Source organism: Streptomyces sp. NBC_01446 (assembly GCF_026340095.1).
GTDB classification, from domain to species: Bacteria; Actinomycetota; Actinomycetes; order Streptomycetales; family Streptomycetaceae; genus Streptomyces; species Streptomyces aureus.
Map to the genome: position 1 here is coordinate 339113 of NZ_JAPEPO010000003.1, position 24786 is coordinate 363898.

Below are 24786 nucleotides of genomic sequence, written 5' to 3' on the forward strand. Positions count from 1 at the left end.
ACGGGCCGCCTCCGCTACCCCACTTCAAGAATCAACAGATCCCAGAACGTTGCACTCCTTCACCTTCAAAACCAAGACGCCCACCCGCACTCACGCCTTCATATCCCAGAGCTCGCATAGAACCACTCCCAGAGTTTGGTCTGCCGCAGGCCTGGCGACAGGCTCGGTCGACCGCATTCACAGGACTGCCGTACGCCCGTAACGGAACGCCGTTGACCGCCGGGGGCGCAATTGCGAGCATCGGCGCATGGTCTCTCCGCTCCTGCTCCCGCCCTGTACGGACTCCCGCCGCCGCTGAGCGTGCCTCGCGCGGCGGTGCTCTGCCGTCCTGCCGTTGAACGAGGGGCCGAATAACCGATGACTGCCGTTTCCGATCATGCCCGGCCTCCGCTGCTCGTCGCACTGCCCGCGGGGCCGGAACCGCTGTCCTTCGAGGGCGGCGGCCCGGGCACCCTGCTGCGTACGCTGCTGCGCGACGGGCCCTCGGCCCGCACCGAACTCGTGGCCAGAACCCGGCTCAGCCCGGCCGCGGTATCGCGGCACACGGCGGAGCTGATCGGGCTCGGGCTGCTGCGCGAACTGCCGCCGCGCGTGGGCCCGCCGCGCGTGGGGCGGCCGCGCGTGGGGCGACCGCAGGTGCCGATGGACATCGACCCCGGCCACCACCTCGCCTGCGGGGTGCACATCGCCCTGGACCACATGACGTTCGCCATGGTCGATCTGCGCGGCCAGGTCACAGCGCAGCGGCGGTTGCCGCATCCGGGTGGGCCGCGGCAGGTCCTTGAGGAGATCGGCAGGCACCTGCCCGGCTTCCTCAGTCGGCACGCAGTGGGGCGTTCCGTGCTCGGCCTTGGCGTCGTGACCGGTGGCTGGCAGCGCTTGAGTTGACCGATATAGGCCCGATGGCCGGCAGCCCGTTGTCTGCCAACGTGCTCCGGGAGGTCCGACTGAGCGACGGATCCATCGCCGTTCTGAAGCTGATCGGCGAACCACAGTCCGCAGAGGCGGCGACCTTGGCGGCCTGGACTGCGCACCGGGTGCCGTGCGCGCCGCTCCTCGACCACAGCGTCGGTGCCCACGTCCCTGACGTCACACACCTCTTGCTGGGGAAGGTGCCGGGCGCCGCATTGCCGCATACCGAGATGGCCGCGGCCACGGCACAGGTTGTCCGGTTGTTCCGGCGGGCGCATCTGAAACCGCCGGCCGAAGTGGAGCCCTTGCACGGCTTCCTCAGCCCCCGCCTCCATGAGGCCGTACAGATCTGGCACGAGAGCGGACTGCCCTCACCCGATGACGCCTTGCGGGTTCTCACGGATCCGGACATCGAGCCCGTTCTGCTTCACGGTGACGCGGTCGGATTCACTCTTCTGAGATCAGGGGACGGGTTGGCGCTCATCGACCCCGCAGGCGTTTGTGGACCGGCGGAGTTCGACGCCGCGCGCTGGGTGGCCCGGTGTCTGGCCGTCACCGGCCCGGCTGCCCTGGACGGGTTGACCAAGGCCGCGCTGTCCGCCGACCCACTGTTGCAGCGGCCTCGGTTCGACGCGTGCGTCGCAGTCGAGCTGGTGATCGAGGTGCGGCATCGGATCACGAGCCCGCACGTGTTCCTCAGCGTCGAAGCACCCGCTCAGACCTTCACCATCGACACCCGTCTGCTCGCTGAAGCGGCGACACGTCGTTTGGCAGCTGCAACTTAAGGCTCAGCGGACCATCCCCACAAGCGCGAGGGCTATACCAGGATGGTCGCGGCCGTCGCCGACTTGACCGGACCATCCCCGCGGGCGCGGGGGCGACACGGTCAACCGCTGTTCTAGAGGGTATTCGGCATGAGCATGTAGTTGATGCACCGGCGCAGTCCGCTGCTGGAGTCGACCGGTGGGAGCCACGGCACCCGTTGAAGTAGATCGCTGCGTTGGTCAGTACTCAGGTCGGTCAGGAGGGCGCGGAGCTCGTCAGGCACGGGGGTGTCGACCAGGCACAGCCAGGCAAGGCCGGCGCCGATGCGGACCTCGGGCGATCGACTGGGATCTGACCACAGGTCCCGGGCCCATACGCGCGCTTGTACATCCTGGTGCTCGCGGGCGAGCTGGGCGACCGCCAGGACCAAGCTCACCTGGACCACCGGATCGTTTTCCACGGCCAGCCTGTCGTGCAGGACTGAGGAGACGCGCGGAATATCGCTGATCGCGGTCGCCAGGACGAAGGCGGTCGCGGAGCGGACATCGGGGTCGGTGTCGGCCAGGAACGGGAACAGGAGCTGCAGGTCGCTCGTGATGGCTTCACGAGCGGCTTGGATCGTCCAGTCCGAGGGGCAATTTGTGATGCCCTCCATCTCCAAAGGATCCTCAGCGACCTGGAGAAGACCTTCACGCGTTCCGTCCCCAAGGTGCTGGCATCGTCCGATCTCGGCGACCAGGCGAAGGGTTTCCGCACGGAGCCCACGAGGCCGGGTGGCAGCGATCCGGAGCAGGAACGGCACAGGGCTTGATCAAGTTCCGTGGGTGTCCTGGTTGTTGATGATGCCCAGGATCGGGAGTGCCCGTCGTGGTTCGTCGCGGATCGCCCGGGTGGTTTTGGCGATGTTCTCGGCGCCGAGGGTCTTCAGCACGCCGATGGCCAGGTTGCGGAAGGTGGCCATGGCTCGGGGTGCGGCCCCGGTGTGGACGGTGGAGGCGTCCTCGGCGAAGGTGACGTCTCTGATGTGGTGGCTGGAGTTTTCCACTCCCCAGTGCCCGCGAATCGCGGCGGCGAGGTCCGCGGGGCTGGTCTGGTGGGCTTCGAGGCTGGTCACGGCGTAGACGCTCTCGCGACTCTCGCGGCTGCCGGTCGGCCGGCTGCGGCGGTGGACGCGGATGGCGAGCTTCGCGTGCGGAAAGGCGATGCCACCGAGTTCGTCCGCGATGCCGCAGGTCTTGATCGAACGGGACTCGCGCCGGCCGTGCCCGACCTCGGAGTGGGTGTGCTGGACGGCGATGTCACGCCACGGCAGCGTGGCGAGCTGGCTGTGGGCGGTGGGCTGGTTGGTCTTGATCACGGCGATGTAGTGGGCCTTCTTCGTCTCGACCAGCCAGGTGATTTTCGCCTTGACCGAGTGCAGCGCATCGAAGGTGACGAGAGTGCCGGCCAGGTCCAGCGGTGCCAGCAGCGGCTTAAAGTGCGTGGTTTCGTTGGTCTTCGCGCCGACCTCGGCCTGCGCGAGTGTCACGACGGTGGCGTGGCTGACCGCCGACAGCAGGTGACGGCGGGTCACGTCCAAACGCGCTGAGCCCTTGAGCGTCTTGCCGTCCACCGCGATGGCCCGCCGGTGCGCGGTGGACACGACGGTGCGGCGCCGGTCGGTGAGGTAGGCGCCCACCGCGGCGTCCAGGGCATCGCCGTCGACGGCGATCAGCACCCGCCCGATCGTCGCCGGCGACGGTGTACGCCGCCACCGCAGTGGATGGCGGCGTACACCGAGGGCGGCCAGCAGCCCACCCGAGGCCCGGGCGCCCCATTCGGCGAGCTCGTCGATGCTCCTGGCGCCCGAGACGACCGCACAGGCACACACCATCAAGATCGCCGTCAGCGAGTACCACCGGCCCCGCCGCGAGCGCGGGTCGGGGATGGAGTCGAAGTAGGGGCGCAGATCAGCGACCTGGCCGGGTTCCAGCGGACCCAGCTTCACAAGTACGGCAGGGATCGGGGAGGATGCAACAGCAGGCACGGGACCTTCTCATGATCACGAGGCGTAGACACCCTAATGATCACGAAGCCCGTGCCTGCACCGCTACCCACCCCTCACAGCAACAACCAGCACAACCACGGAACTTGAAGCCGCCCTGGGAACGGCACCGCCAGTGCACTCACCGCGATCGTGCCGCCCTTGTGATGAAGATCTTCCCACAGCTGCAACAAAGCCCTGCTGGCTGCTTCTGCATCTTCGGAGGCGAGCGTCGCAAGGAGAACCGGAATTTCCTCGCCCGGACCATAGAAATGCGGAAACCGCTTCCAAGGGATCTCGTCGTACCGGAACCCGTCCTTGATCTCCCGCGGGATCGCGCCCATGACCGTACGCATGTCGCCGTCTGTGCCCGCCCATGACTCCGGCCACCCGGCCCAACGGTCATCGTCTACCGCCTGACCTTCAGACACCACACCCCCACCACTCGCAGTCCACGAGAGCCGTGAACACCTTCATTAACAACCGGGCCGACACTGCACGCGCGAACCCAGGGCTTGCCGTCCAGTTAATTGACGCCCCCGAAGCCCCGAGAACCGTCAGTCACCAGCACGAAACCGCAGGAGTCTAACGACTGGCGATCAAGAATCCGGTCCGCTTCAGGAGCCCGAAGACCGAGGTGGCTCAGGTCAGCTTCTTCCCCCGGTGAGACGATTTCGTCGCCCGGGTCGGCTCAGCCCCGCCCATGAGGGCCGATACGAGTTACTTCCTGCCGAGCCGCCGGCTGCCCCAAGGTCTCTGCAGATCCATTGGCGACGGAGTCGTTCCCGCCTATCGCGGCCCCGACGGTTCGGCCGGTCAATTCGGCAGAGCCTTGGCATTGTTAGCGGCGGCTGCCGCGACGGTTGCCAGGTCTTCGCCCGAGAAGCCGGCGCGGCTCAGCACCGCCAGAGATTTGTTCGTCGCCAGCGTGCACAACGCCAACTCTGCCGCCTCCTGCTCACCGGCCCCCGCCGCCAGCAACGCCTGCTCCAGCCTCGCCCGCAACCCATCCATCACGGCGCGGACCATCGCCTGGCCCTCCGCGTCGAGGGCCGGGAACTGCGTTGCCGACACCGTGAGCAGGCAGCCATCCGGGACCGTCGGGTCGGAAATACGGTTCAGGGCGACCTGCAGGAAGGCGGCCACAACGGCGCTCGGGCTCGAGTGGGGGCCGGACAGTGCCTGCTCGTACAGCGGGTGGTAGGTCTGCGCGTACCGTTGGAGGCTTTTCCGGAAGAGGGCGCTCTTGTCGCCGAAGGTGCCGTAGAGCGAGCCCCGGCCCAGGCCCGTGCCCTCGGTTAGGCGATCGATCGAGGCCTCCGAATATCCCCAGCGCCAGAAGACGTGCATCGCGCGTCGTAGTGCCTCGTCCACGTCGAATTGCTTGCGGCCTGCCATGGTCCGTCAGCCTACACATCTTGTACCGATCGTTCAAAGATGTGTATGGTCGCCGACATGACAAGCTTGAGTTCGCTGCGGCTGCCTGACGGGTTCCTTGACGTCTTCACCAGCCGGCTCGTGGAGGTGAACGGGCTGCGGCTGCACGCGGTCACCGGTGGGGACGGCCCGGCGCTGCTGCTGGTCGGCGGGTGGCCCCAGACCTGGTACGCCTGGCGGGAGGTGATGCCCGCGCTCGCCCGTAAGCACACCGTCGTCGCCGTCGACTCGCGCGGGACCGGGCTCTCCGACAAGCCCGACGACGGGTACGACGCCGGCACGCTGGCCGCCGATCTGGTCGCGTTGATGGCCGCGCTCGGGCACGACCGGTTCGACGTGGTCGGCCACGACATCGGTACGTGGACCGGATACGCCCTCGCCGCCGATCACCGCGAGCGGGTGGGCCGGCTCGCCATCCTCGAAGCAGTGATCCCCGGTCTCACGCCGTCCCCGCCGTTCTTCGGCCCGGACGCGGTCAACCTGAAACTCTGGCAGTTCGGCTTCAACCGGCTCACCGACCTCAACGAGGAACTGGTCCGGGGACGGGAGCGACTCTTCTTCGGCTGGCAGTTCGCCACCAAGGCCGCCACCCCGGCCGCGATCCCCGCGTACGCCGTGGACGTCTACGTCGACGCGATCGCCGCCGATCCTCGCGCGCTGCGGGCGAGCTTCGCGTACTACCGGGCGCTGGACGAGACCATCGCGCAGAACGAGCAGCGCAGCAAGACCCGGCTGACGCTGCCGGTCCTCGCGGTCGGCGGCGCGCTGTGGAGCGGCGCGAATGCCGCCCAGACGATGCGGCTGGCGGCCGACGACGTCACGGGGGTCGTCCTCGACGACTGCGGCCATTACCCGGCCGAGGAGCAGCCGGCGCGGTTTGTCGAGATTCTGGAGGACTTCCTCCTGGCCAACCGGTAGCAGGCACGCCACACGGCTGAACTTCGCGAACGACAGGCGGAGCTTCCCAAACTCCCCTACATCGTCGAGCAGGCCTTCGCCCTCCTCTACCAGTTCAAACGCCTCGCCATCCGATGGCAACGACGCCTCGAACTCCACGACGCCTTCGTCAGACTGCAGGGCCACCGAGGCGAAGCAATCGTGAGCTCGAGGCGCCGCTCCCATCGCACGGCTGGCACTTGAACTGGTGCAGCAGGGCAAGGGTTCGCTCGACAACGTGGCGGAGCTTGTTCAGTTTCTCGATCGCAGGAGCGCACTTGTGGGAGATCACCGGCAGGGGCCGGCGGCAGAGACACGCTTTAGCCTTGTCAGGTGTCGTCTCTCGCTGTTACTGCTACCTCCCGCTCATCGGCGCCTGCCGCTGTCGCCTACACCGCGCTCCTAGACGCAGAGTCCTGGCCCTCGTGGACCTCGGGGTGCCCCTGCCCTCGCAGATCAGGTGGTGTTTGCTGCCCGTCTTCCGCCGGTCGACCGGCGACGGACCGGTCGCGGCTCCCCCTTTTTCGCGCGGACGTGGGAGCCGTCTACGCACGCGCGGGACCAGTCGAGTTCGCCGGCTGCGTGCAGCTCGGCGAGCAGGATGCGATGCCGTTGCTCGAAGACGCCGGCCTTCTGCCATCGGTCCAGGCGGCGCACCCATCCGGATGCAGCCGTGGGCGATCCGGCTGGCCCCCACCGCCCTGAGTTGAGGCCGAAGACCTCGCATGACCGCACCGATTGCTGCCGCAGCAGAGCACTCGCTCAGGACGGCGGCCCCTGGCACCGCGAGCGGGCTCTTGGCTGCCGCGCGGTGCGCAGCCGAGCACACGCTCGCGAGTTACGGCCCGGCGGTTGGCGGTGCCGGAGGGGGCGCCGTGCCCTGGGTGCTGTCGGGGGGCTGCGACTCCCAGGAGCGCCCGGTGCCCGGGGTGCGCGTGACGTGCTGCTCTTCCACCGTGGGGCGGGTCGTCCACCACATCACGGCCACAAGACCAACGGCGCACGCGCCACCGGCGAGCAGCCCAACCGGGGGGCGTCGCGGTGAGCGCACAAGGCGCAGGCCCAGCCAGCCGACGCACGCCCCTGCGAAAACCGCGATCGTCGACGTGAGAGGAGAGATCGCCGTTCCTGTAATTGAAGGCTCCCCTCCCTGAAGGGAGGAGATTGTCCACCCTCCAGGGCTGAGCGGGGATTTACGGCTCAGGCCGCCTCCTGGTCCAGCGGACCAGGAGGTCTTGTACCCTCAGCACCGTCCGGGTTCCAACCTGCCCGGACCAGCATCACGCGGGCGGAGTTCTTATCCCGGGGGGACACGGCTCCGCACACGGTGCAGGCATACGTTCTCATCGAGAGAGGGAGTGCGTGCTTGGTTCTCGCTGCGCACTGCGCACATTCCATCGTGGTGTGCGCCGGGTGGACGAGACGGACGTCCCGTGCGTGTTTGCGGCCCATCTCGACCAGGGCGCGCTTCGTCGCGGCGATGGCGGCGTCGGCCGCTTTGCGGGCCATCGTGGTCTTCGCGAGGAACTTCGGCCGGAAGTCCTCCACCGCAACCCCGTCATGGCCACGCATCACGGACGTGGCCCACTTGCGGCCGGTGTCCTCACGCTGCCTCGCGATCTTCTTGTGCAGCTTCGCCGCCTGTGCCCGCGCCTTCCGGTAACCCTTGGATGCGGGCTGCCCTTTCGGGCGCCGGCGCCGGGCCATCATCCGCTGGTACTTCGCGAGCCGCTGCGCGGCCCGCCTGCCGTGCCCGGCATGCGGGAGGTCGTAGGCGTCATCCGTGGTGGTGGCCGTCTCCTTCACACCCCAGTCCACCCCGAGAACCCGCCCGGTGGCGGGCAGCGGTTCGCTCTGCGCGGGGGCGACGAAGGACACGTACCAATGCCCAAGCGTGTCCTGGTACACGCGCACGCTCGACGGGTCGGCCGGAAGGTCCCGCGACCACACCACGCTCAGCACGTTCCCGCCCGCGAGGTGCAGACGACCGTCCTTGAGGCGGAAACCGCGCTTCGTGTAGTTCATGCTCGGCCTGGCGTCCCGCTTGCGCTTGAAGTGGGGCATCCCCACCCGGCGGTGCTGCGCAAGCCCGTCCTTGATGTCCTTCAGCGCCTTCGCCCTCGACTTGGTGAAGTCGCGGATCACCTGCTGCTGTGGCACGCACGCGCCCTGAGCCAGCCACGGCGTCACCTTGCGGGCCTCGGTCAGCAGCTTGTCAAGCTGGGCCGGACCGCACGTCAGCTTCTCGCCGCCCGCTCTGCTCTGCGCGTGGACCTGCCTGGACTTGGCCACGCACTCGTTCCACAGCCACCGGCAGCGATCCCACTCGGCGTCGAGCGCGCGCCGGGCCGTCGCCGACAGGCGCACACGGAAGGTGTACCGGGCATGCCCGGCCCCCTCCGTGATCGCTCCTGTCGCCATACACCCGAACCTACCCAGGAGGACTGACAGTCGAGAGTTCTTGATCGCTGTCGACTCGCTCACCCCGTCACCCGGTGGACGGTCCTTCGCCCCGGGGGCGAAACCCCTACTTCCTGTCCTGCTCCGCAGGAGTCCGATTCCTCCCCGGCCTGAAGGCCGAGGCATCCTCGGAGGAACTCGGTGAAGGATCCGGACCGGGCGGCCGAAGCAGCTCACTCCTGTCCCCTGGAAGAGATCTCCTCACGCCGCGACGCAGACGAGACCGATCAAGATGAGGCCGGCGGCGAGCCCGAGCATCACATACCGGATGACGGCCGCAGCACGTTGCGCAGACGGGCCGTCGAGAGCACAGCCGCACAAGCCGCGGCAGTCACGGGGCAGGTCGAGCCAGTACGCGCCGTCGAGCCGGGCGTACGGCTGAGGCGTGGCACCTTCGGTCTCCATGGGCCACCCAACGATGCCGCCCGCCCGCGGTGCCGGTCGGGTCAACCGCGACGAGCGCGGACCACGCATCCGACTGGTTTCGGACCCTCGAGGGTTTGGATGGGTGACGGACTGGCGCCCCACCTCGAGCTCACCCCCACGACCACCAGGAGCAGGAAAAGAGAGTCCCAGGCCAGTGCCCGCTATCGAACCCCCTGCTCCGCCAGCTCGAGCGCTCACGGCGCCAATCAGGCAGATCCTCGGCACGGACGGTGGCGATCCAGTCTTCAAGGTGCTGGCCGGAGCGGGTGGTGAGGATCTCGGCGAACGTGCGGACCAGGCGGCTCGCGGCTTCGAGTTCGGAGCAGCGGGCGAGGACTTCGGCGAGCTGTTGACGGTCTGCCTCTCGGAGCCGGTCGGGGTGGCGCATCATCCAGCCGGTGATGTGGCGGATGCCAGGTGGTGCCGGGCCGACGACACGGATGCGCTGTCGGCGACCAGGCGGACGGTGTTCTGCTCTTGCTGCCCGATATCGGAAGCGTCCAGCGCTGGGCCACCGCGGACTCGGCCACCGACGAGGTGCTGCGTATCTGGTACGTCGCTGTCACCCGCGCGCCGCCTGGCCGCTATCGCCTTGCCCGAGGAGGAGACCGGCGCGCTGGCCCGGCTGTTGACCAGACGCCGAGTGCCTGTACGCATCGCATAATCCCTCCCTGAGGCCGAAGGCCAGGTCCTGACCGCCTACACGAGCGCAGCAGAACTCCCCTGCCATCACAGGGACGCTTAGGGCTGGCCTAGTTGTCCGACGGAATGCGTGCGGCGATCTCGCGGGCGAACCAGTCCGCCTCCTGCGATAACTCGTCCGCCCCTTCACTCGCGATGAGTTGGAGCAGGCGCAGCAGGTCGTGGGCTTCGTCGAGGGTAAGAAGCGCCAGACGCCGCGCTGCATCATCCTGAGCTGGGATCAGGTCCGCGACAGCGCTGTGCTCGTTAGCATCCATGCTCGCTTCAACGCGCGCCAACGCTCCAGGGATACATCGAGCGTTGCGGACCACCCGAAGGGCAGACAACGGCGCATCACGGTAGCCGGACCATCCCCGCGGGCGCGGGGGGCGACGTCGGCTATCTCGCTTTGCCAGTGCTGGAACCAGGACTATCCCCGCAGGCGCGGAGCGACGACACGAACTACCTGCCCATAGTGTCGTGCTGGGGACCATCCCGGCAGGCGCGGGCGGGACAATGTAGGGCAGGATGAGCCGCGTTGTAGCGCTCTCTCCTGAGAGCGCATAGAGGCCGAGCTCTTCCCGGGTGGACGAGCTCGGGTGAAGTGAAGGACAGACGTATGGCCAGCGGCACCGTGAAGTGGTTCAACAGCGAAAAGGGCTTCGGCTTCATCGAGCAGGACGGCGGAGGCCCCGACGTCTTCGCCCACTACTCCAGCATCAGCGGCAACGGCTACCGCGAACTCGTCGAAGGCGAGAAGGTCACCTTCGACATCACCCAGGGCCAGAAGGGCCCCCAGGCGGAGAACATCGTCCGCGGCTGACCACACGCGCGGCCGTGAAAGTGTGGGGGTGCCCGCCGGCAACGACGGACACCCCCACACACGTTGGACGGACCGCGAACAGGACGTGTGCACGGACACCAGCATCTCGAACAGTGTCGCGCCGGTCAGCAGGGTGACGCCCATCCAACCGCCCCGCGTGCCACGTCGGGCGGCGGATCATCGGCGTGATCACGGCCGTGTCGTTGCCTCGCTGGCACCGGCCTGTCCCTTGCAGCAAATCCTCAGAAGCTGCCGAAGTAGCGATGCCACCAGCTGGGCCGCTGGACATGCCAGGGCAGCTGACTCGGCCCGTCGTAGCCGCACTCCAGTAGCTCCTCGGGAACGGTCACGTACCCGAGATCGGCCAGGGCTCGATCGACCTTGCCCAGATCCGCGCCGTCCAACTCGCCCTCGGCCAGGGCTTCCCCGGCGCCGAGGAAGGCACCGGGATTGTCGGCACAGACCAAGGCCAGCGAGCCGAACTTGCTCACGCAGACGACGATCCGGGTCCCGCTAACGGTCGCATCTGGCGGCACGGTGACACGCCCGTACTCACTGGAGTCCTGGGTATCCCGCTCGGTCGCACATCGCGTGGCGAAGTCATCCTCAAGCCGAGTCACCAGACGGTCGAACAGCGCGCCGGTCACGCCGCGGTCGTAGGCCCGGGGCCACTCCAGCCACCCGGGATCATCGAGCTCGCGCAACAAGGCCAGCAGATCCGCTTCGTACTCCCTCACGCGCACATCTTGGCGGTTCGGTGGCTGACCTCGACAGCCCGACAACACTCATTCAGGTTCAGTATGCGGACCCGGCCGCAGCCGGGCGTTGCTGCGGCATGATCGTTCGACATGTACGCAACGAGGTTCGATGCGCTGTTCGAACGTGGTCGGGAAGCGGTACTGGCGGGTGCGGTTCAGTGCCAGGTGCCGCCTGTGGACGGTGGGAATCGCTGGGTCATGTCCGTCGTCATGCGACCTGACGCCGCGACCGCCCGCAGGATCGAGGAGATCACCCGCGAGGCGATGACCGTTGCCGGGGAAGAAAACTGGCCCACCGGTAGTGCTGACTCCTCGCACTTCACCCTTCGCGCGCTGGAAGAGCACCGTGTATCGGTCCCGGACGGCGACGCACGGGTATCCCGCTACATGGCTGCCCTGCGGACAGCGGCGACGGCCGCCGGCCCCGTTCGGCTGACTCTGTCAGGTCTGACCCTGACACCAGGCTGCATCATGCTGTGCGCCGAGCCGTTGGGCGACGCCATTGAGCGCCTGTATGACGCCTACGAAGAGGCGTTGGGCGAAGACGGCTGGCTGGAGGCCGACTTCGACCGCAACATCTGGTACTCGACGCTGGTGCATTTCACGCGCCCATTGACTAATCCGCAGGCCGTCGTGGATTGGGTGGGCGAGAGCCGAGAGCTCGCCCTTGGGCAGGTCGAATGCCCTCATGTCGAGCTCGTCGTCTACAGGTTCAACGGGAGCCGCATGGTTTTGGAGACTTTGGACGCCGTCTCGCTCAACCATCGACCGTGAACCGTCCCACCACTGGAAGCACTCGAGAAGAAAAGGGCCGCGGAGCTGGCCATGGGCCCGGCTCACAATCCGCCAGAAGATGCCTGAACCGGAAATCTTCCATGTGGCAGCAGCAACCGCCAGCATCCTCTGCCTGGCGCATGCGCATAGGTCATCGACGACTCAGCCACCTCCTTTGCGATCAGCCACGCCATGCAGGCCCAAGTCGAAGGCGACACGCTCAAGGAACTCATGGCAGCCGTTGGAGGCCGCCGCCCTGATCGTCACCCCAGTGGTCGCCGGCGCGGGCTCCGTCCGGGACAAGACCCAGCCCAAGCCCGACGAGAACGGGAACGACGACGATGAGAACGGCGAGGACGAGGGACAGGACAAGCAAGCCCGTGCTGCAGATGCGATCTGACGATCTCGCACCTACCGTGGGCCGTGGGAGCGCGACAGGGCTCCCACCTGGCCCCGCGCCCGCTTCGCACGCCGCGCGGGGCCGCACTCGTCTATCCCATCTGATCCAGCGTGGTCTGAGCCGTGGCGTGTGGTGAGATGGCCGGACTATGTGGTCTGTCGTGAACGACTCCGATCGAGTGCAGTGGCACTACACCCCCTTCGAGAGCGTGGGCCCGCTCCGATTCGGTATGAGTCACGAGGAAGCCGGCGCCGCGATGGAGCTGCAGGGGTTCACTGGAACCGTCTCCTCCATGCACCAGCGACACGGCGCCCTTGAGCTCCAGGCCGTCTTTCGCGAGATGACCGCCCCGGCGTACGTAAGGGCCGTCACCGTCTACTACAGGGAATCCGGCGGGCTGGCCTGCGTAGTCGTCGACGCACTGTGTGGACCACTGGTCTCGATGGGCGGGATGCAGTTGGTGGGGCGGGTGCCTTCCGAGCTGACGGATGAGTTCCACGCCTATCAGGAGGGGCGCGGCATGAGCCCCATGATCTCTGTCGAGGGCGATGCGGCGTCGGACGAGCTCGGGATCATGGTGCGTGCGCAACGAGCGGGCGACACCCTCCTGTCACGACCGGTCTTCGCGCAATTCGACGGCTGGGCCTGCACCGTGCATGACTGCATCCCCAGGGACGAGTGGACTGTCCGCTGACGATGCCGCGTCACGGCCGTGCGGCTCCTCGGCCGGCCACTCTCCCGGCTTCGACGTCGCCGTGCGCAACGTCGTGTAGGGCGGCCGCCCCCCGCTGCTCGCCATCAGGCGGCCGCCTACTCCCGCCGCCGGTCACCTCCAAGCACCCCGGCGGCGGGGGTCTTAGTCGGCCTGCGTCTCGCCGGGCCGGCTCGGCCAGCTCGTGCCGGCCCGGAAGCCGTGGGTGAGTGGGCCGCTGTAGAAGTTCCGATGTTCCCCGTAGTGGCCGGCCGACATGGTGCAACGCAGCGTGCTCTCCGGCTGCCGGATGAAGCAGATGCCGGGGATCTCCACATGCCGCTCTGCTGTCGTGCGTTGCTGGCTCATCGCCCTGCCTCCCTCACTGCACGGCGCAACCTGCCGCCGGGCTCACAGCGGGCCGGGTCGTCCTCGCACTGGTCGCAGCACTGCGCATGCCCGAGGAGCGCCAGGTAGGCGGACTGGACGGCGCATGATCGGCAACCGCGGGGAAACCAGCGGGCCACAGTGCCGTGGAACTCCGCTTCGCGCGGACCGAGATCGATCGCTGTGGTGGTGCGCAGCATGACGGCGGACCACACGCACGCCGCCCCCCGCACCTGTGCCTGCGTCAAGGTGCCGATGGGAGGCAGCTCAACGGCCACCAGATCGCCTGTCGTTGTCGCCATGACGGCACCGTAGAAACCGGGTCGGCGGCTCGTCGGGCCGATTGCACCGGATTGCTCGGCCTGTTGCACGGTTGGGGCAGGTTGCTCAGGTGGCTGCAATCGCGGCCCGGGCACGCGCGATGAGGCGGTGCGCTTGGTGCCCGTGGACGGCAGCCTGGTCGAGCTGGTCCCACACCCGCCCGTACAAGGCAAGGTCGTCGGCAGAGTCGTACTGCAACTCGGTGTTGATCGTGTCGACGACGACGCGCTCCTCGTCGAAGATCCAGAACCCATGCTTCGGGGTGAGCGGCATCGGGGCTCCGAGAGGCACGATGCCGAGCTCGACGGTGGACATGCCGATCAGGCCGACGAGGCGGTCGAGCTGGCCGGCCATCACCTCGCGGGTCCCGACGGCAGCGTGCAACGCCGCCTCCCACAGCAGCACGCGGAACAGCTTGCCCGGCTCGTCCAAGACCTCTTGCCGGCGCATACATGCCTGGACAGCAGCGTCGGTGTCCCGTGGGGAGCGCATCAGCTGGGCGTTTTGCATCAGGAGTTGACGGGCGTATGCGGGGGTCTGGAACAGGCCGGGTATGACGGTGGCCTCGTAGCCTCGGATGGTCGCGGTGCGCCGGTACTCGACGACGTACCGGTCCTGCACCGGGGCGTGCCCGGCACAGAGTTGGCGCCGCCAGGGTCGTTGCTGAGAGTGCGGTACGTGATCTTCTGTCCGGCTTGTGATCGCTCGATGGTGTGATGTTGGGGTATCGCGGCCGGTCAGGCGTTCGGGATTCGCTTGGGTTGTGGCATGAGCATGCGCAAGCCGTACGCGAGTGACACTTCCGACGAGCAGTGGGCCCTGGTCGAGCCCGTGATCACAGCCTGGAAGGCCACGCATCCGTCGGTCAGCGGCCATCAGGGCAGATACGAGATGCGGGAGATCGTGAACGCGATCCTGTACCAGAACCGCAGCGGCTGCCAGTGGGACCTGCTGCCCCACGACCTGCCGCCCGCCGGCGCGGTGAAGTACTACTTCTACAAGTGGCGCGATGACGGCACCGACCAGACCATCCACGATCTGATGCGGTGGCAACTTCGCGAGAAGAAGCGGCGATTAGCCGATCCGAGCCTGGTGGTCCTGGATACGCAGAGTATCCACGCCGCGGTCGGCGTCCCCGCCACCACGACCGGCAAGGACGCCGCTAAAAGAGTCCCGGGCAGGAAGAGATGCCTGGCCGTGGACGTGTTGGGCCTGGTTATCGACTGCGTCGTGCTGCCCGCCTCCGCGCACGAGAACGCCGCCGGTATCGCCCTGCTGGACGGTGTCGCCGCACAGTGCGACACGGTGACCAAGGCCCTGGTCGACCAGGGCTTCAAGAACAAGGTCGTCGAGCACGGCAAGACCGTGGGCATCGACGTCGAGATCGTCGAACGCAACCCGGACCAGCGCGGGTTCGTTCCGCAGGCGAAGCGGTGGATCGTGGAGCAGACGAACGGGATCTTGATGTTCTACCGCCGTCTCGTACGCGACTACGAACACCGTCCCGCCTCCTCCCGCTCCCGCGTTCTGTGGGCGATGACCTCCGTCATGAGCCGCCGCCTCACCGGAGCCACCCTCGCCTCCTGGAGGACCGCATGAGCGACAACCCGCAGGTCAAGGCCATCCTGGAACACATCGAGAACCGTGAGCGCGAACTAACCGACCAGGCCGGGCAGTTGCGGGACCGCATCGAGGAACTCACCCGGCAGCTCGGCGAGATCGACACGGAGAGCGAGAACCTGCGCATCACCCGCAAGACCCTCCTCACGCTCCCCGTGCCCTCACCCGCCACCGAGCCGGAGGGCCCCGACATCCCGGACCACCCTGCCTACCAGCAGATCCTCACCGCCCTGGCCGACACAGGCCGGCCGATGCGCGCCCGCGACCTGTGCCACGCCCTCGACCTGCCGATCCTCCCGAAGAACACCGAAGGCATCCGCTCGAAACTCAAGCGCCTGGTCAGCCGCGGCATCCTCGCCGAGCCCGAACCCGGCCTGTTCGCCCGCCCCGGCGCTTGAGGACCATCTCGCGCCCATGACCAGCGATCCTTGTCCAACCTCAACTACGAAACGGACAAGAACTCACGTTCCGCACTCTGAGATTCCAACCCGCGCAGTCGGGCTTGCAGCTCGGCCGCCTGCTCGGGTACACCGACGACCCCGGCCCAGGCTTCCAAGTCTTCGTCCGTGGCGGTCTGGCGTCCGTTCTGGAGCCGGGACACTTTGGAGCGCTGCCAGCCAAGCAGTTCCGCGAGGCTCTAGCCGTCGAGGCCGGCCTCGACGCGAAGCTCGCGGAGCCGCGCGCCGAGGGCCTCCCGGCCATGCTGGAAGTCGGTGCTCACACGGACGAACGTACCTGCGCCCACACCTGGGCAGAAGGCCGTGCAGCCGCCTGCGCCGCATCACGGGCCCGGCACGCGGCGAGCACCTCGGCTGCGTCGTCGACCAGCTCGACGCCGACCGTGGTGTCGGTGTCGTCGATGTGCATGCGCACCAGAGTGCGGGAGTCGAACAGCCAGAAGTCGTCGTCCGGCAGTTCGAGGCGCACAGCTTCGGACCGGGGCACAACACGGATGTCCTCGCCCGCGTCGACGTTCCCGGCGGCCGTGGCCATGAGGAACCGTTGGCCGTCCGTAGGCGGCTCATCGACGATCCGGACGCGGGAGAACCGCGCCCCCTGCTCGGCCTTGTCCCGCACGTTCACGTTCCACGGGTGATCCGGTTCCGCCACGGGATAGACACCACGCAGGAACGCCTTAAACCGGGCGCCAGCCCGGTCGGTGGCGTAGCCGCGGCGGGTCTCCAGCCGGAACGCGGTGCGTTCGAACTCGGTGAACAGATTGGTGATCTCCTCGAAGGGGATCAGGGACGGCACTGGCTACTCCTTGGGGGCGAAGCGGGCGAGCAGTTCGCGGGGGATGACGACGGCAGTCTCGCGGACGCCGAGGTCGCGGAGCTGCGCGAGGTGCTCGCCATCGGTGAGCTGGTCGCCCTGGACGACGATGTCGCCGGTCTCCACGACTTCGTACAGGGTCGGACAGTTCCCGTGCTCGGACGTGGTGCCGATGAACCTGAGCGTCATGTCGTCCTCCGCCTGCGCCGGATGGGTGTCCAGCATGCGACGCCAGCCTGCCGGATGGTGGTTGATTGCCGGGGATTACTCAATGCGCTCAGCTGCCCATTCACTGCGCGCAATCGGCGCAGCAACGGGCCAGCACGCGGTGCAATGCCGCCGCGTTGTTGCACGTCTCCTTGCACCGCGGGCAGCGTAACCAGGCCTCGCCAACGGTGATGCGGCCACCGGGATCCGGGTAGCCGCCCCCGCCCTTCCCGAGAAGACTTACTTGCCCTTGGCGGCTTCCTTGAGCTTGGAGCCGGCGGAAACCTTGACGCTGTAGCCGGCAGGGATGGTCATCGGCTCACCCGAGGCCGGGTTGCGGCCCTCGCGCGCGGCACGGTGGGTGCGCTCAAGGGTCAGGAAGCCGGGAATGGTGACCTTCTCGTCGCCCTTGGCGACGATGTCGCCGACCGTCTCGGCGAACGCAACCAGGACGGCGTCAGCGTCCTTGCGGCTCACCTCGGCGCGGTCGGCCAGCGCGGCCACCAGTTCACTGCGGGTCATATCGGTACTCCGAATCACATGCGGGGGGGCGCCCTGTTCCGCCAGGGAACAGGGACAGATCAAGTCACCCATGCTGTCAGTCGCCACTGACAATGCGTGAGGCTGCCGAGTCAGCAGCGGCCGGCTCAAAGCACCGCAGGCCACGAAGAAGGCCTCACGCGCGAAGCAAGCGCAAAACGAAACAACAGGTTCAGGCGGCGCGTCGGTGGGGGCGTCGGGCCCCATGGGCGTGGCCCTGCACTGGTGGAGCTTGCTTCTCGGTCCAGTCCTGCCCGGCTTCTTCGGCGAAGCCCTCTGGGTAGGCGGGCGCGACGAACAGGTTCTGCCATTGCGGCTGTAGCAGACCAGCAGCCGGGCTCGCCTGGTCATCGCGATGGTTCAACGCAGTCTCGGGCATGCATCCTTCAATCACTTGGACAATCGGCGCGACCGACAGGACTGCGCGGGACGCACTCACAATGACCCACGACCACACAAGTGATCAAGGAGGGCTGGGCGCGCCGCAGGGGTCAGGACGAGCGCGGCCCGGCGGTGAGAAACCACGAACTTTTCCCCGGCCATCGAAGTGGGACCGCGCCGTTCCTCCTGCGCAGCGGGTGAAACGGGGAGCTAGAGGACGTACGGGGGACGACAGTTCGCGTAGGGCCGCGTATCCGCCTCAGCCGGTGAGCGGTCGGGAACGAGGAGCGGGGTCGGACAACGTGATCCTGTCCGGCCCCGCTGTCGTGGGTCAGCCGAAGTCGAGCGTCTCCTGCGCAAAGTCGGCCGGGGCGGGACGGGGCAGGGGCGGCGGCGGTGCGCCATTGTGGTGTGTGGCCTTCCATCGCTCGGCCAGCTCGTCCTTCCACCCCTTGGGCGGGGGCCACAGGACGCCCCACGCGGCGAGCTGTGCCCTGCTGTAGCCGCCCTTGGGTGAGCGTGCGGCTTCGACTTCTTCAGGTGAGGGGAGTTCCGTCATGGACGGTGAACGCTCCTGGTGTACAAGACTTCCCGCGAAACGGTGGCGGAAGATCGACAGGTCGGTCGCCTTGCTCAGCGGGAGCCACCCTGCGGGCATTGGGGAGCTCGCAAGCGACGGAGGTTCAGTACCGACGGGGGCGTAGTATATTTCGGCGGTTTCTTCCCACACGGTCGACTTCAAGGCGACCTGCTCGTCGAAGACCCCCTGTCGGAGCTGCAGAAGACCAGCCTCGCTCAGGGCTCGGATGTAGTTCAGGAGCTCAATCGTGCCGACCATGGCCCAGGCGACCAGAGGCACAGCGGCGCGAAACCGGTCGAGCAACCCGAAGGGATCGCCTTCCTTGCGCCGCTCCGGATCGTGATGCACCACGTCTCCGTAGATCCAGGCCCATGCCAGCCTGTGAGCATCAAGATCGTGGTCCTCGCCCGTGGCTGTGTCTGCAACCATGACCCAGTAGCCGGATTCTTCACGTGTGGAGGGGCTCACCCGTGTCCGCCATTCAGTACGCGCAGCCTGTATCCACTTCGCATCTTGTGGCGATGCTCGGAAGATGTAGCCCAGGGCTGCCAACGCTTTCATGTGGAAGCAGTCCTCTTTGTCCATGAGGATCGGCCTCAGTCGCGCCGCAGCGGACTCGACCACTTCCTCAGGCGGAAGCTCATACCGGATCCGGGCTTCGCCGTTGTGGACGCGTACGTTGATCTTCATACGGGTCAGCTCCACAAGGGCATCCCAGTCGGAAGCGAGCGAGTGCTCCTCTACTCGGCGGGCCCTCACCACGTATGCCTCCAGCCAGCGCTGGTGCTTCTCGTCAAGAGTCTCAGCCTGACCGCGTCCCACGCGCCCCCCTCACATCAAATCCCCTCCAGCATGACGCGCCTTCCCATACACATCCACCCAATTCGCCAGGCTTGGTTGCGTACAGGAAGGGCCTTCACCGGTCGAGGTACGCAGCTACGGGCTCACGGCACAGCCCCGGCCCCGCTCATGGCCACCTCACCGCACGCGTATCAACGCCCCCGCGAACCCAAGCCCTTTCCTACACTCCAGGCCCACGTCCGCGACGGGGGCGCCGCGGGCGATGTCGTCGTGCAGGGGGCGAAGACCTCGGCCGGTGGGTCATCACGCGGCGCCAGGCTTGTCAGGAGCTGCTGGCCGCGCAGCAGTGGCTCCGACCGAGACGGCCTGCTCGCCCCCGGCGACGCGCGCCGCTGACCCTTGGACGTGGTGTGGCAAGGTGGGCGGCCCGCGTCGGTTGAGGGGATTTTCGGGTGGAGTCCGTCACCGGGCAGTCCGGGCACCGGGCGGTCGGTCCGGAAGGCGCGGAACTGACGGTGCTTGGCACTCCAGGAGGGAGTTCATGCGAGGGCGACTTCGTCACTGTCGCGCACCTCATCCCCACCGAGCGCGTCTGCGGCCCGCCACTGATCGGTTTCCTCGCCGACCGGACCGCCCTCGCGCTGGCCCTGCTCGCTCCGTCGCCGCCCTCATGGCCGGGTCCGTGACCCTGGCGGGGCGCCGCCCGCTCCACCCCGCCGATCGCGCACGGAGAAGCGTCCGACACCGCCTACGCCGTGCCCGCACACTCAGCACCCCAAGGAGTCTCAATGACGAAGTCAAGCCGCCTGTGTGACCGGTGGGGCGGAGGTGAAGATCCGTCCGTCACGCAGCAATGCCCAGAGCACGCCAGCTCGTCGGCGGGCCAGGGCGATGACGGCCTGAACGTGCTTGCAGCCCTCGCCGCGCTTCTTCAGGTAGAAGTCCCGGTTCGGCCCTTCGCGGACGATGCTGGACTGCGCGGACATGTAGAACACTCTGCGCAGGCGGCGGCTGTAGCGCTTGGGCCGGTGCAGGTTGCCGGTGCGCCGGCCAGAGTCACGCGGGACGGGCACCAGCCCGGCCGCCGAGGCGAGATGGCCGGCGTCGGCGTAGGCCGACAGGTCACCGGCGGCGACGATGAACTCGGCGCCGAGGATGGGGCCCATGCCGGGCAGGGACTCGATGATCTCTGCGTGCGGGTGGCTGCGGAACGTCTCCCGGATCTGCCGGTCGATCCGCTTCACGCGGTCGTCCAGGGCCAGGATCTGCCCTGCCAGGTCGGCGACGATCTGCGCGGCGACATCTTCGCCGGGCAGCACGGTCTGCTGGGCCTGCGCGGCTTCCAATGCGGCCCGGGCCACCATGTCGGCGCCGCGGACACTGCGGTTGGCCAGCCAGGCCGTCAGCCTTGCCCGGCCGCGTCGGCGGATCGCCGCCGGGGTCTGATAACCGGTCAGCAGCACCAGGGCGCCCTTGTGGGCGGAGTAGTCAAACGCCCGCTCCAGAGCAGGGAAGACGCCGGTCAGCACGTCCCGCAGGCGGTTGATCATCCGCACCCGGTCGGCCATCAGATCCGTGCGGTGCGCGGTCAGCAGCGCGAGGTCGGCGGCAAGCTGGGCGGGCACGTCGATCGCCGCGAAGTCGTTGCGGTGGCGGGCGGTTTCGGCGATGACGTAGGCATCCCTGGCGTCGGTCTTCGCCTCACCGCGGTAGGCGCCGGACATGCGGTTGACCGTGCGTCCGGGCACGTAGACGGCCCGCTGGTCGTGGGCTGCCAGCAGAGCCAGCAGCAGCGCGGAGGACGTGCCGGAGATGTCCACTGCCCAGTGCACTTGGCCGGCCAGGGCGAGGATCTCGCCGAGCGCGGTCAGGATCGCCGACTCGTCATTGTCGATCTTCTTCGACCACAGCGTGGCGCCGGTCTCGTCAACCACGGCTGCCCAGTGGTGGCCCTTGCCCGCGTCGACGCCAGCCCAGACCCGGGCTTTCCGCTCGTTCACTTGCCCCTCCTCGCACCGCTCGGCATGCCGTCGGCCCGAGGAACACCCCGCTGTCATCTCCGTAATCAGCGACCGCACGAAGCGCGCACATCTCAATCAGCAGCCAGGGCTCCCCGGAGAGCCGGGCGGCCACTCCTTGGAAGCCACTGAAGGCAAGAACCCATAAGCCACACCCGGCCCTCCCGGGCCGCCTAACAACTTACGGAGGAACCCATGCCGACCGACACACCCGTGATCTCGGTCAGTGACGCCGAACTGCACGACCTCCGCGCCCGGTTGCGGGCCACCCGATGGGCGGAGCCCTGGCCGGTCAAAGGCTGGGAGGCCGGTACCGACACCACGGAACTCCGCCGCCTCGTCGCCTACTGGGCCTCCGGCTACGACTGGCGCCACCATGAGACCGCCGTCAATGCCCTGCCCTCCCACTTCGCCGACCTCGACGGCACACCCGTGCACTACCTCCGCTACGACGGCGAACACCCGGACGCGCTGCCCCTCGTCCTGACGAACGGCTGGCCCAGCTCCTTCCTCGAACTCGCCGCCTTCGCCGAACGTCTGGCCACCCCGACCCGGTTCGGCGGGGCAGCCGAGGACGCCTTCACCGTGATCGTCCCTTCCCTGCCCGGCTTCGCCTTCTCGCCCCAGCGGCCCACGCTCACCGGAGCCGAACAGACCCACGACCTGTGGCACCGCCTGATGTACGAAGAACTCGGCTTCGAACGGTACGCGGCGCACGGCGGAGACCTGGGCGCCGGCATCACCTCCAGGCTCGCCGAGGCCCACCCCGAGGCGCTGGTGGGTATCCATGTGCTGGCCGTGGCCGCCCCGGCTGCCTACGACCCGGACAGCCTCACCACGGAGGAAAAGGACTACCTGGCCTCCGTCGCGGCCTGGCAGGCACAGGAAGGCGGGTACCAGCACCAACAGAACACCCGCCCACTCAGCCTCGCCCCCGCCCTGGCCGACTCGCCCGCCGGTCTGCTGGCCTGGATCGTGGAGAAGTACCGCGCCTGGAGCGACGGCGGAGGAGACCTGTCCTCGCGGTTCAGCGACGACTTCGTCCTCACCCAGGCATCCCTGTACTGGTTCACCGGCACGATCTCCACCTCGTTCCGGCCCTACTACGAGTACGCCCACGGCCTGACCCGGCGAGTGGAACGGGTGAACGTACCCACGGCTGTCGCCCTGTTCCCCGCCGACCTGAGCCGGCCGCCACGAAGTTGGGCGGAGCGCACCTACAACATCACGCGCTACACGCACATGCCTCGCGGCGGGCACTTCGCCGCCCACGAGGAACCCGGCCTGCTGGCCCACGACATCACCGAGTTCTTCCGCGACCACCGTTCGCCCCTGCCCCCGGTCCCACGGTCCCGCGCGTGACTCGCACCGCCATCCACGGACGGGTTTGCGGCCTTTCTCCGTCAGGTCCAGGCTCATCAGCGCCATGTAGGCGCACTTGAGGGCGGCGTTGCCGGGGACGTGCCCGTGAGCCCGGACCTTGGAATCCAGTGATCGTCGCAATATGTGGCGGGTTGGTCAGGCAGCGATCAGTCCATGCAGACGCTCGGCCGGGGTATCCCAGTCGAGCGTTTTGCGTGGGCAGCCATTGAGTTCGGCAGCGAGGCGTCCAGATGCCGGCGGCCGTGGATGTTCTCGTTCGAGCCGCGCTGCCAGGGGCTGGCGGGATCGCAGAATCAGCCGAGGCCGACCGCAGGACCTCGTTCGCCCGGCGCAGCTCGCGCACTCGCGGCGCAGCTGGGCCAGCTCCTCCTTCTCTTCGGTGGTGAGCAGGTTGTCCCGCTCGCCGGCATCCGCCTCGGCCTGCCGGATCCAGCCGCGCAGGGCCTCGTAATGCACGCCGCGTTCCTCGGCAATGCGACGGATAACTGGCTTCGGCTCCGACGTGCGGTACATCCGAACCGCACGCTCACGCAACTCCAGCGGGTACTTCCTGGGGCCAGGGCTGATGCGTTCTCAGGCTGCGAGATGAAGGCAGGTTGAACCGTTCCGGGTTTGATCGAGACTCTGCCCGCGCCGTGCGCGGGCCTTGATGAAGTAGAGAAAGTTCCACCGCGCCACCGGTTCGCAGACCGCCGTCAGGTATCTAGCAGGCCTCGCCGTCGATCGAGGACTGCCGGTGCGGCTCGCGTCTCGAACCTGTTGGGTGCGGACGGTTTCGGACCGCCGATATCTGCCTTGTAAGGACAGACGTGGTCAGCAGCGGGGGTGTCCAGGTCACTCCGGCTGTAGCGGCAGCCCAGGTGAACGGCGCATCTCGACTGTGGCGAGCCGTCATTGACCGTGAATGACCGCACCATGTGGCACGGCTGTGGCACGGGGACCGCTTCGTCCCAAAGCAGCTTGGGCGGGAGCTCTGCCTTGGGTTGCTGTGCCTCTCGCCTGCGCTGACAGTCCATCGGCGTCCGTGCTCGTCCGCCGTTGTCCGTGGGCGTTGTCACGCAGTTACTGAAATTTTCAGGGTGGGGTCGGTGGGGCGAGGGTCAGGCGGGTGGCGGTGAGGCAACCGTCGATCAGGTGGGGTCGGAGCTGGATTTTGCGTAACTCGCGGCGGAGTATGCGGTCGAGGTGGTCGGGTGTGTCGAAGGCGGTGTTGGCCATTGCCCTGCGCACGAGGGACCAGATGGCCTCGACGGGGTTGAGGTCGGGTGCATACGGCGGGAGACGGATGGTGGTGAGCCAGTCGTGTTCGGCCTCGTACCGCTTCAGCTCTGCTGTCAGGTGGGTGTTGAGATTGTCCCAGACGACCACGATCGGTCCGCCGAGCTGGATGTGGGCCCGCACGAGCAGGTCCCGGTAGTCGCGCCAGGAGAAACTCTTCCGGGCTCCTTTCAACAGCAGGTGAGCGCGGGGCCGGTAGATCAGTCGGCTCGGCTCGCCGGGTTTGTAGCAGCACAGGGTCGCGACCGAGGTCCTGCGCCGGGATCTGCCCCTGACCCGGATGACGGGGGTGTGTCCGCGCCGGCCCCATGTGCGGGCGCGGGGCGGCGTCATGGAGAATCCGGCTTCGTCCTCGAAGACGATCCAGCCCCCATGGGCCGCCGCGAGGCTTTTACCCGCGGCCACACCTCCTTTTTCCACAGTTCCACCGCGTGCTCGTCGCGCTCGAGGGCTCTGCGGGCGGGTGCCTGCCAGGACCAGCCGTGCCGTTTCAGCAGCCGCCACACCGTCGCCACCGACAAACTGAGCCGCAGACGGCGGCGGATCACGTTCTGCACCCGGGCCAGGGTCCACCGCTGATCCTCGAAGCCATGTGCAGCCGGCCCCTTCGCCAACTCCTCCTCGAGTACGGCGAATTACGCATCGGTTACGGTCGGGGAGTTCGCCGGCCCAGCCGAGCGCAGGGCCTCCGTCCCGCCCTCGCGCCACGCCCGGCGCCAGCGTTCCACCGACCTCACGCTCACCCGCAGGTCCTTCGCGATCACCGCGGTCCTCTCACCCACCGCGAACCGTCCTCCGGCCTGGAGCTGGATCCCCTCACGAAACGCCCGACGCTCAGCGGTCAGGCCCCCACCCTCCGGATATCTCACACCACCGGCATACCGCAGGGATCATCAACCGTCACCACCCGAC

General features: G+C 67.8%; 30 protein-coding genes and 4 pseudogenes. 11 read left to right on the forward strand and 23 right to left on the reverse strand.

The genetic code is table 11. From position 1 onward, the window contains the following. Positions 1 to 357: 357 nt before the first annotated feature. The gene (locus tag OG456_RS45830; RefSeq protein ID WP_266571059.1) at positions 358 to 888 is read left to right on the forward strand and encodes a hypothetical protein; all 531 of its coding nucleotides are present in this window, start codon (positions 358 to 360) and stop codon (positions 886 to 888) included. A 14-nt stretch (positions 889 to 902) separates the two neighbouring features. Next, positions 903 to 1697, forward strand: coding sequence for a hypothetical protein (locus OG456_RS45835; RefSeq protein WP_266571060.1), 795 nt, complete (start codon positions 903 to 905; stop codon positions 1695 to 1697). A gap of 113 nt (positions 1698 to 1810) precedes the next feature. On the opposite strand, the gene OG456_RS45840 is transcribed toward OG456_RS45835, so the two are convergent. From OG456_RS45840 to OG456_RS45855, 4 genes are all read right to left on the reverse strand, one after another. Beyond that, positions 1811 to 2332: a hypothetical protein gene (locus tag OG456_RS45840; RefSeq protein WP_266571061.1), complete on the reverse strand. Its 522-nt coding sequence runs from the start codon at positions 2330 to 2332 to the stop codon at positions 1811 to 1813. 156 nt (positions 2333 to 2488) lie between these two features. Continuing rightward, on the reverse strand, positions 2489 to 3703 hold the full coding sequence (locus OG456_RS45845) for an ISAs1 family transposase (protein WP_266571062.1): 1215 nt from the start codon (positions 3701 to 3703) through the stop codon (positions 2489 to 2491). Positions 3704 to 3777: 74 nt separating this feature from the next. Further along, positions 3778 to 4056 carry a hypothetical protein gene (locus OG456_RS45850; RefSeq protein ID WP_266571063.1) on the reverse strand — a complete coding sequence of 93 codons (279 nt, stop codon included), beginning with the start codon at positions 4054 to 4056 and terminating at the stop codon, positions 3778 to 3780. Between the two features lie 460 nt (positions 4057 to 4516). Then, a complete protein-coding gene (locus OG456_RS45855) occupies positions 4517 to 5098 on the reverse strand; it encodes a TetR/AcrR family transcriptional regulator (RefSeq protein WP_266571064.1) in 582 nt (193 codons plus the stop codon). Between the two features lie 57 nt (positions 5099 to 5155). On the opposite strand from OG456_RS45855, the gene OG456_RS45860 reads away from it, so the two are divergent. Next, positions 5156 to 6055, forward strand: a complete 900-nt coding sequence (locus tag OG456_RS45860) for an alpha/beta fold hydrolase (protein WP_266571065.1) — start codon at positions 5156 to 5158, stop codon at positions 6053 to 6055. Between the two features lie 466 nt (positions 6056 to 6521). On the opposite strand, the pseudogene OG456_RS45865 reads toward OG456_RS45860, so the two are convergent. The 4 genes and pseudogenes from OG456_RS45865 to OG456_RS50685 form a co-directional block, all read right to left on the reverse strand. Further along, positions 6522 to 6733: pseudogene (locus OG456_RS45865) on the reverse strand (IS5/IS1182 family transposase); the annotation flags it as partial. 540 nt (positions 6734 to 7273) lie between these two features. Further along, on the reverse strand, positions 7274 to 8494 hold the full coding sequence (locus OG456_RS45870) for a transposase (RefSeq protein WP_266571066.1): 1221 nt from the start codon (positions 8492 to 8494) through the stop codon (positions 7274 to 7276). 240 nt (positions 8495 to 8734) lie between these two features. Continuing rightward, a complete protein-coding gene (locus tag OG456_RS45875; RefSeq protein ID WP_266571067.1) occupies positions 8735 to 8938 on the reverse strand; it encodes a hypothetical protein in 204 nt (67 codons plus the stop codon). Between the two features lie 773 nt (positions 8939 to 9711). Beyond that, positions 9712 to 10134, reverse strand: a complete 423-nt coding sequence (locus tag OG456_RS50685; protein ID WP_323136466.1) for a DUF6417 family protein — start codon at positions 10132 to 10134, stop codon at positions 9712 to 9714. 125 nt (positions 10135 to 10259) lie between these two features. On the opposite strand from OG456_RS50685, the gene OG456_RS45885 reads away from it, so the two are divergent. Continuing rightward, entirely contained in the window at positions 10260 to 10463 is a 204-nt protein-coding gene (locus OG456_RS45885; RefSeq protein ID WP_266571069.1) for a cold-shock protein, read from the forward strand. A 242-nt stretch (positions 10464 to 10705) separates the two neighbouring features. Here the strand turns inward: OG456_RS45885 and OG456_RS45890 are convergent, their stop codons facing one another. Further along, positions 10706 to 11200, reverse strand: a complete 495-nt coding sequence (locus tag OG456_RS45890; RefSeq protein WP_266571070.1) for a hypothetical protein — start codon at positions 11198 to 11200, stop codon at positions 10706 to 10708. A 111-nt stretch (positions 11201 to 11311) separates the two neighbouring features. On the opposite strand from OG456_RS45890, the gene OG456_RS45895 reads away from it, so the two are divergent. The 3 genes from OG456_RS45895 to OG456_RS45905 all read left to right on the forward strand — a co-directional run bounded on the left by OG456_RS45895 (position 11312) and on the right by OG456_RS45905 (position 13089). Next, on the forward strand, positions 11312 to 11995 hold the full coding sequence (locus tag OG456_RS45895) for a hypothetical protein (protein ID WP_266571071.1): 684 nt from the start codon (positions 11312 to 11314) through the stop codon (positions 11993 to 11995). Between the two features lie 241 nt (positions 11996 to 12236). After that, a complete protein-coding gene (locus OG456_RS45900; RefSeq protein ID WP_266571072.1) occupies positions 12237 to 12395 on the forward strand; it encodes a hypothetical protein in 159 nt (52 codons plus the stop codon). A gap of 160 nt (positions 12396 to 12555) precedes the next feature. Then, a complete protein-coding gene (locus tag OG456_RS45905; RefSeq protein WP_266571073.1) occupies positions 12556 to 13089 on the forward strand; it encodes a hypothetical protein in 534 nt (177 codons plus the stop codon). 162 nt (positions 13090 to 13251) lie between these two features. Here the strand turns inward: OG456_RS45905 and OG456_RS45910 are convergent, their stop codons facing one another. From OG456_RS45910 to OG456_RS45920, 3 genes are all read right to left on the reverse strand, one after another. Next, complete coding sequence (locus OG456_RS45910) at positions 13252 to 13455, reverse strand: hypothetical protein (protein WP_266571074.1); 204 nt, start codon at positions 13453 to 13455, stop codon at positions 13252 to 13254. Next, positions 13452 to 13775 (reverse strand): hypothetical protein, encoded by a 324-nt coding sequence (locus OG456_RS45915; protein ID WP_266571075.1) that lies wholly within the window; start codon positions 13773 to 13775, stop codon positions 13452 to 13454. Before OG456_RS45915 ends, OG456_RS45910 begins: the two co-directional genes overlap by 4 nt. Positions 13776 to 13860: 85 nt before the next feature. Next, positions 13861 to 14415: a DUF5753 domain-containing protein gene (locus OG456_RS45920; RefSeq protein ID WP_266571076.1), complete on the reverse strand. Its 555-nt coding sequence runs from the start codon at positions 14413 to 14415 to the stop codon at positions 13861 to 13863. A gap of 147 nt (positions 14416 to 14562) precedes the next feature. Between OG456_RS45920 and OG456_RS45925 the strand changes: the two genes are divergently transcribed. Both OG456_RS45925 and OG456_RS45930 read left to right on the forward strand, forming a co-directional pair. Beyond that, positions 14563 to 15393, forward strand: coding sequence for an IS5 family transposase (locus tag OG456_RS45925; protein ID WP_266571077.1), 831 nt, complete (start codon positions 14563 to 14565; stop codon positions 15391 to 15393). Continuing rightward, positions 15390 to 15812 (forward strand): hypothetical protein, encoded by a 423-nt coding sequence (locus OG456_RS45930; protein ID WP_266571078.1) that lies wholly within the window; start codon positions 15390 to 15392, stop codon positions 15810 to 15812. The genes OG456_RS45925 and OG456_RS45930 overlap by 4 nt, the downstream gene beginning before the upstream one ends. 77 nt (positions 15813 to 15889) lie before the next feature. On the opposite strand, the pseudogene OG456_RS45935 reads toward OG456_RS45930, so the two are convergent. From OG456_RS45935 to OG456_RS45955, 5 genes and pseudogenes are all read right to left on the reverse strand, one after another. Further along, a pseudogene (locus OG456_RS45935) lies at positions 15890 to 16135 on the reverse strand (helix-turn-helix domain-containing protein); the annotation flags it as partial. After that, on the reverse strand, positions 16132 to 16668 hold the full coding sequence (locus OG456_RS45940) for a DUF6879 family protein (protein WP_266571079.1): 537 nt from the start codon (positions 16666 to 16668) through the stop codon (positions 16132 to 16134). The gene OG456_RS45940 and the pseudogene OG456_RS45935, both read right to left, overlap by 4 nt. A gap of 3 nt (positions 16669 to 16671) precedes the next feature. After that, positions 16672 to 16875 carry a hypothetical protein gene (locus tag OG456_RS45945; RefSeq protein ID WP_323136489.1) on the reverse strand — a complete coding sequence of 68 codons (204 nt, stop codon included), beginning with the start codon at positions 16873 to 16875 and terminating at the stop codon, positions 16672 to 16674. Between the two features lie 258 nt (positions 16876 to 17133). Then, positions 17134 to 17415 (reverse strand): HU family DNA-binding protein, encoded by a 282-nt coding sequence (locus tag OG456_RS45950; protein WP_266571081.1) that lies wholly within the window; start codon positions 17413 to 17415, stop codon positions 17134 to 17136. Positions 17416 to 18145: 730 nt separating this feature from the next. Then, positions 18146 to 19084 carry a hypothetical protein gene (locus OG456_RS45955; protein ID WP_266571082.1) on the reverse strand — a complete coding sequence of 313 codons (939 nt, stop codon included), beginning with the start codon at positions 19082 to 19084 and terminating at the stop codon, positions 18146 to 18148. A gap of 563 nt (positions 19085 to 19647) precedes the next feature. On the opposite strand from OG456_RS45955, the gene OG456_RS45960 reads away from it, so the two are divergent. Further along, a complete protein-coding gene (locus tag OG456_RS45960) occupies positions 19648 to 19881 on the forward strand; it encodes a hypothetical protein (protein WP_266571083.1) in 234 nt (77 codons plus the stop codon). Between the two features lie 111 nt (positions 19882 to 19992). On the opposite strand, the gene OG456_RS45965 is transcribed toward OG456_RS45960, so the two are convergent. Further along, positions 19993 to 21195, reverse strand: a complete 1203-nt coding sequence (locus OG456_RS45965) for an IS110 family transposase (protein ID WP_266562512.1) — start codon at positions 21193 to 21195, stop codon at positions 19993 to 19995. 213 nt (positions 21196 to 21408) lie between these two features. Between OG456_RS45965 and OG456_RS45970 the strand changes: the two genes are divergently transcribed. Then, positions 21409 to 22575, forward strand: coding sequence for an epoxide hydrolase family protein (locus OG456_RS45970; RefSeq protein WP_266571084.1), 1167 nt, complete (start codon positions 21409 to 21411; stop codon positions 22573 to 22575). A 156-nt stretch (positions 22576 to 22731) separates the two neighbouring features. Here the strand turns inward: OG456_RS45970 and OG456_RS45975 are convergent. The 5 genes and pseudogenes from OG456_RS45975 to OG456_RS50695 form a co-directional block, all read right to left on the reverse strand. After that, positions 22732 to 22889 (reverse strand): annotated as a pseudogene (locus OG456_RS45975) (IS30 family transposase); the annotation flags it as partial. Between the two features lie 2 nt (positions 22890 to 22891). Continuing rightward, positions 22892 to 23109 (reverse strand): annotated as a pseudogene (locus OG456_RS45980) (transposase); the annotation flags it as partial. A gap of 561 nt (positions 23110 to 23670) precedes the next feature. After that, a complete protein-coding gene (locus tag OG456_RS45985; protein WP_266571769.1) occupies positions 23671 to 24207 on the reverse strand; it encodes a transposase in 537 nt (178 codons plus the stop codon). Then, the gene (locus OG456_RS50690) at positions 24204 to 24431 is read right to left on the reverse strand and encodes a winged helix-turn-helix domain-containing protein (protein WP_323136490.1); all 228 of its coding nucleotides are present in this window, start codon (positions 24429 to 24431) and stop codon (positions 24204 to 24206) included. Before OG456_RS50690 ends, OG456_RS45985 begins: the two co-directional genes overlap by 4 nt. Positions 24432 to 24509: 78 nt before the next feature. Next, positions 24510 to 24743 (reverse strand): helix-turn-helix domain-containing protein, encoded by a 234-nt coding sequence (locus OG456_RS50695; protein ID WP_323136467.1) that lies wholly within the window; start codon positions 24741 to 24743, stop codon positions 24510 to 24512. Positions 24744 to 24786 lie beyond the last annotated feature (43 nt).

What these genes read in the sequence shown, in the direction of transcription:
- OG456_RS45830 (WP_266571059.1), top strand. Translation starts at nt 358, where the DNA reads ATGACTGCCGTTTCCGATCATGCCCGGCCTCCGCTGCTCGTCGCACTG.
- OG456_RS45835 (WP_266571060.1), top strand. Translation starts at nt 903, where the DNA reads ATGGCCGGCAGCCCGTTGTCTGCCAACGTGCTCCGGGAGGTCCGACTG.
- OG456_RS45840 (WP_266571061.1), bottom strand. Translation starts at nt 2,332, where the DNA reads ATGGAGGGCATCACAAATTGCCCCTCGGACTGGACGATCCAAGCCGCT.
- OG456_RS45850 (WP_266571063.1), bottom strand. Translation starts at nt 4,056, where the DNA reads ATGCGTACGGTCATGGGCGCGATCCCGCGGGAGATCAAGGACGGGTTC.
- OG456_RS45855 (WP_266571064.1), bottom strand. Translation starts at nt 5,098, where the DNA reads ATGGCAGGCCGCAAGCAATTCGACGTGGACGAGGCACTACGACGCGCG.
- OG456_RS45860 (WP_266571065.1), top strand. Translation starts at nt 5,156, where the DNA reads ATGACAAGCTTGAGTTCGCTGCGGCTGCCTGACGGGTTCCTTGACGTC.
- OG456_RS45870 (WP_266571066.1), bottom strand. Translation starts at nt 8,494, where the DNA reads ATGGCGACAGGAGCGATCACGGAGGGGGCCGGGCATGCCCGGTACACC.
- OG456_RS45875 (WP_266571067.1), bottom strand. Translation starts at nt 8,938, where the DNA reads ATGGAGACCGAAGGTGCCACGCCTCAGCCGTACGCCCGGCTCGACGGC.
- OG456_RS50685 (WP_323136466.1), bottom strand. Translation starts at nt 10,134, where the DNA reads ATGGTCCCCAGCACGACACTATGGGCAGGTAGTTCGTGTCGTCGCTCC.
- OG456_RS45885 (WP_266571069.1), top strand. Translation starts at nt 10,260, where the DNA reads ATGGCCAGCGGCACCGTGAAGTGGTTCAACAGCGAAAAGGGCTTCGGC.
- OG456_RS45895 (WP_266571071.1), top strand. Translation starts at nt 11,312, where the DNA reads ATGTACGCAACGAGGTTCGATGCGCTGTTCGAACGTGGTCGGGAAGCG.
- OG456_RS45910 (WP_266571074.1), bottom strand. Translation starts at nt 13,455, where the DNA reads ATGAGCCAGCAACGCACGACAGCAGAGCGGCATGTGGAGATCCCCGGC.
- OG456_RS45915 (WP_266571075.1), bottom strand. Translation starts at nt 13,775, where the DNA reads ATGGCGACAACGACAGGCGATCTGGTGGCCGTTGAGCTGCCTCCCATC.
- OG456_RS45925 (WP_266571077.1), top strand. Translation starts at nt 14,563, where the DNA reads ATGAGCATGCGCAAGCCGTACGCGAGTGACACTTCCGACGAGCAGTGG.
- OG456_RS45930 (WP_266571078.1), top strand. Translation starts at nt 15,390, where the DNA reads ATGAGCGACAACCCGCAGGTCAAGGCCATCCTGGAACACATCGAGAAC.
- OG456_RS45945 (WP_323136489.1), bottom strand. Translation starts at nt 16,875, where the DNA reads ATGACGCTCAGGTTCATCGGCACCACGTCCGAGCACGGGAACTGTCCG.
- OG456_RS45950 (WP_266571081.1), bottom strand. Translation starts at nt 17,415, where the DNA reads ATGACCCGCAGTGAACTGGTGGCCGCGCTGGCCGACCGCGCCGAGGTG.
- OG456_RS45955 (WP_266571082.1), bottom strand. Translation starts at nt 19,084, where the DNA reads ATGAAGATCAACGTACGCGTCCACAACGGCGAAGCCCGGATCCGGTAT.
- OG456_RS45970 (WP_266571084.1), top strand. Translation starts at nt 21,409, where the DNA reads ATGCCGACCGACACACCCGTGATCTCGGTCAGTGACGCCGAACTGCAC.
- OG456_RS45985 (WP_266571769.1), bottom strand. Translation starts at nt 24,207, where the DNA reads ATGACGCCGCCCCGCGCCCGCACATGGGGCCGGCGCGGACACACCCCC.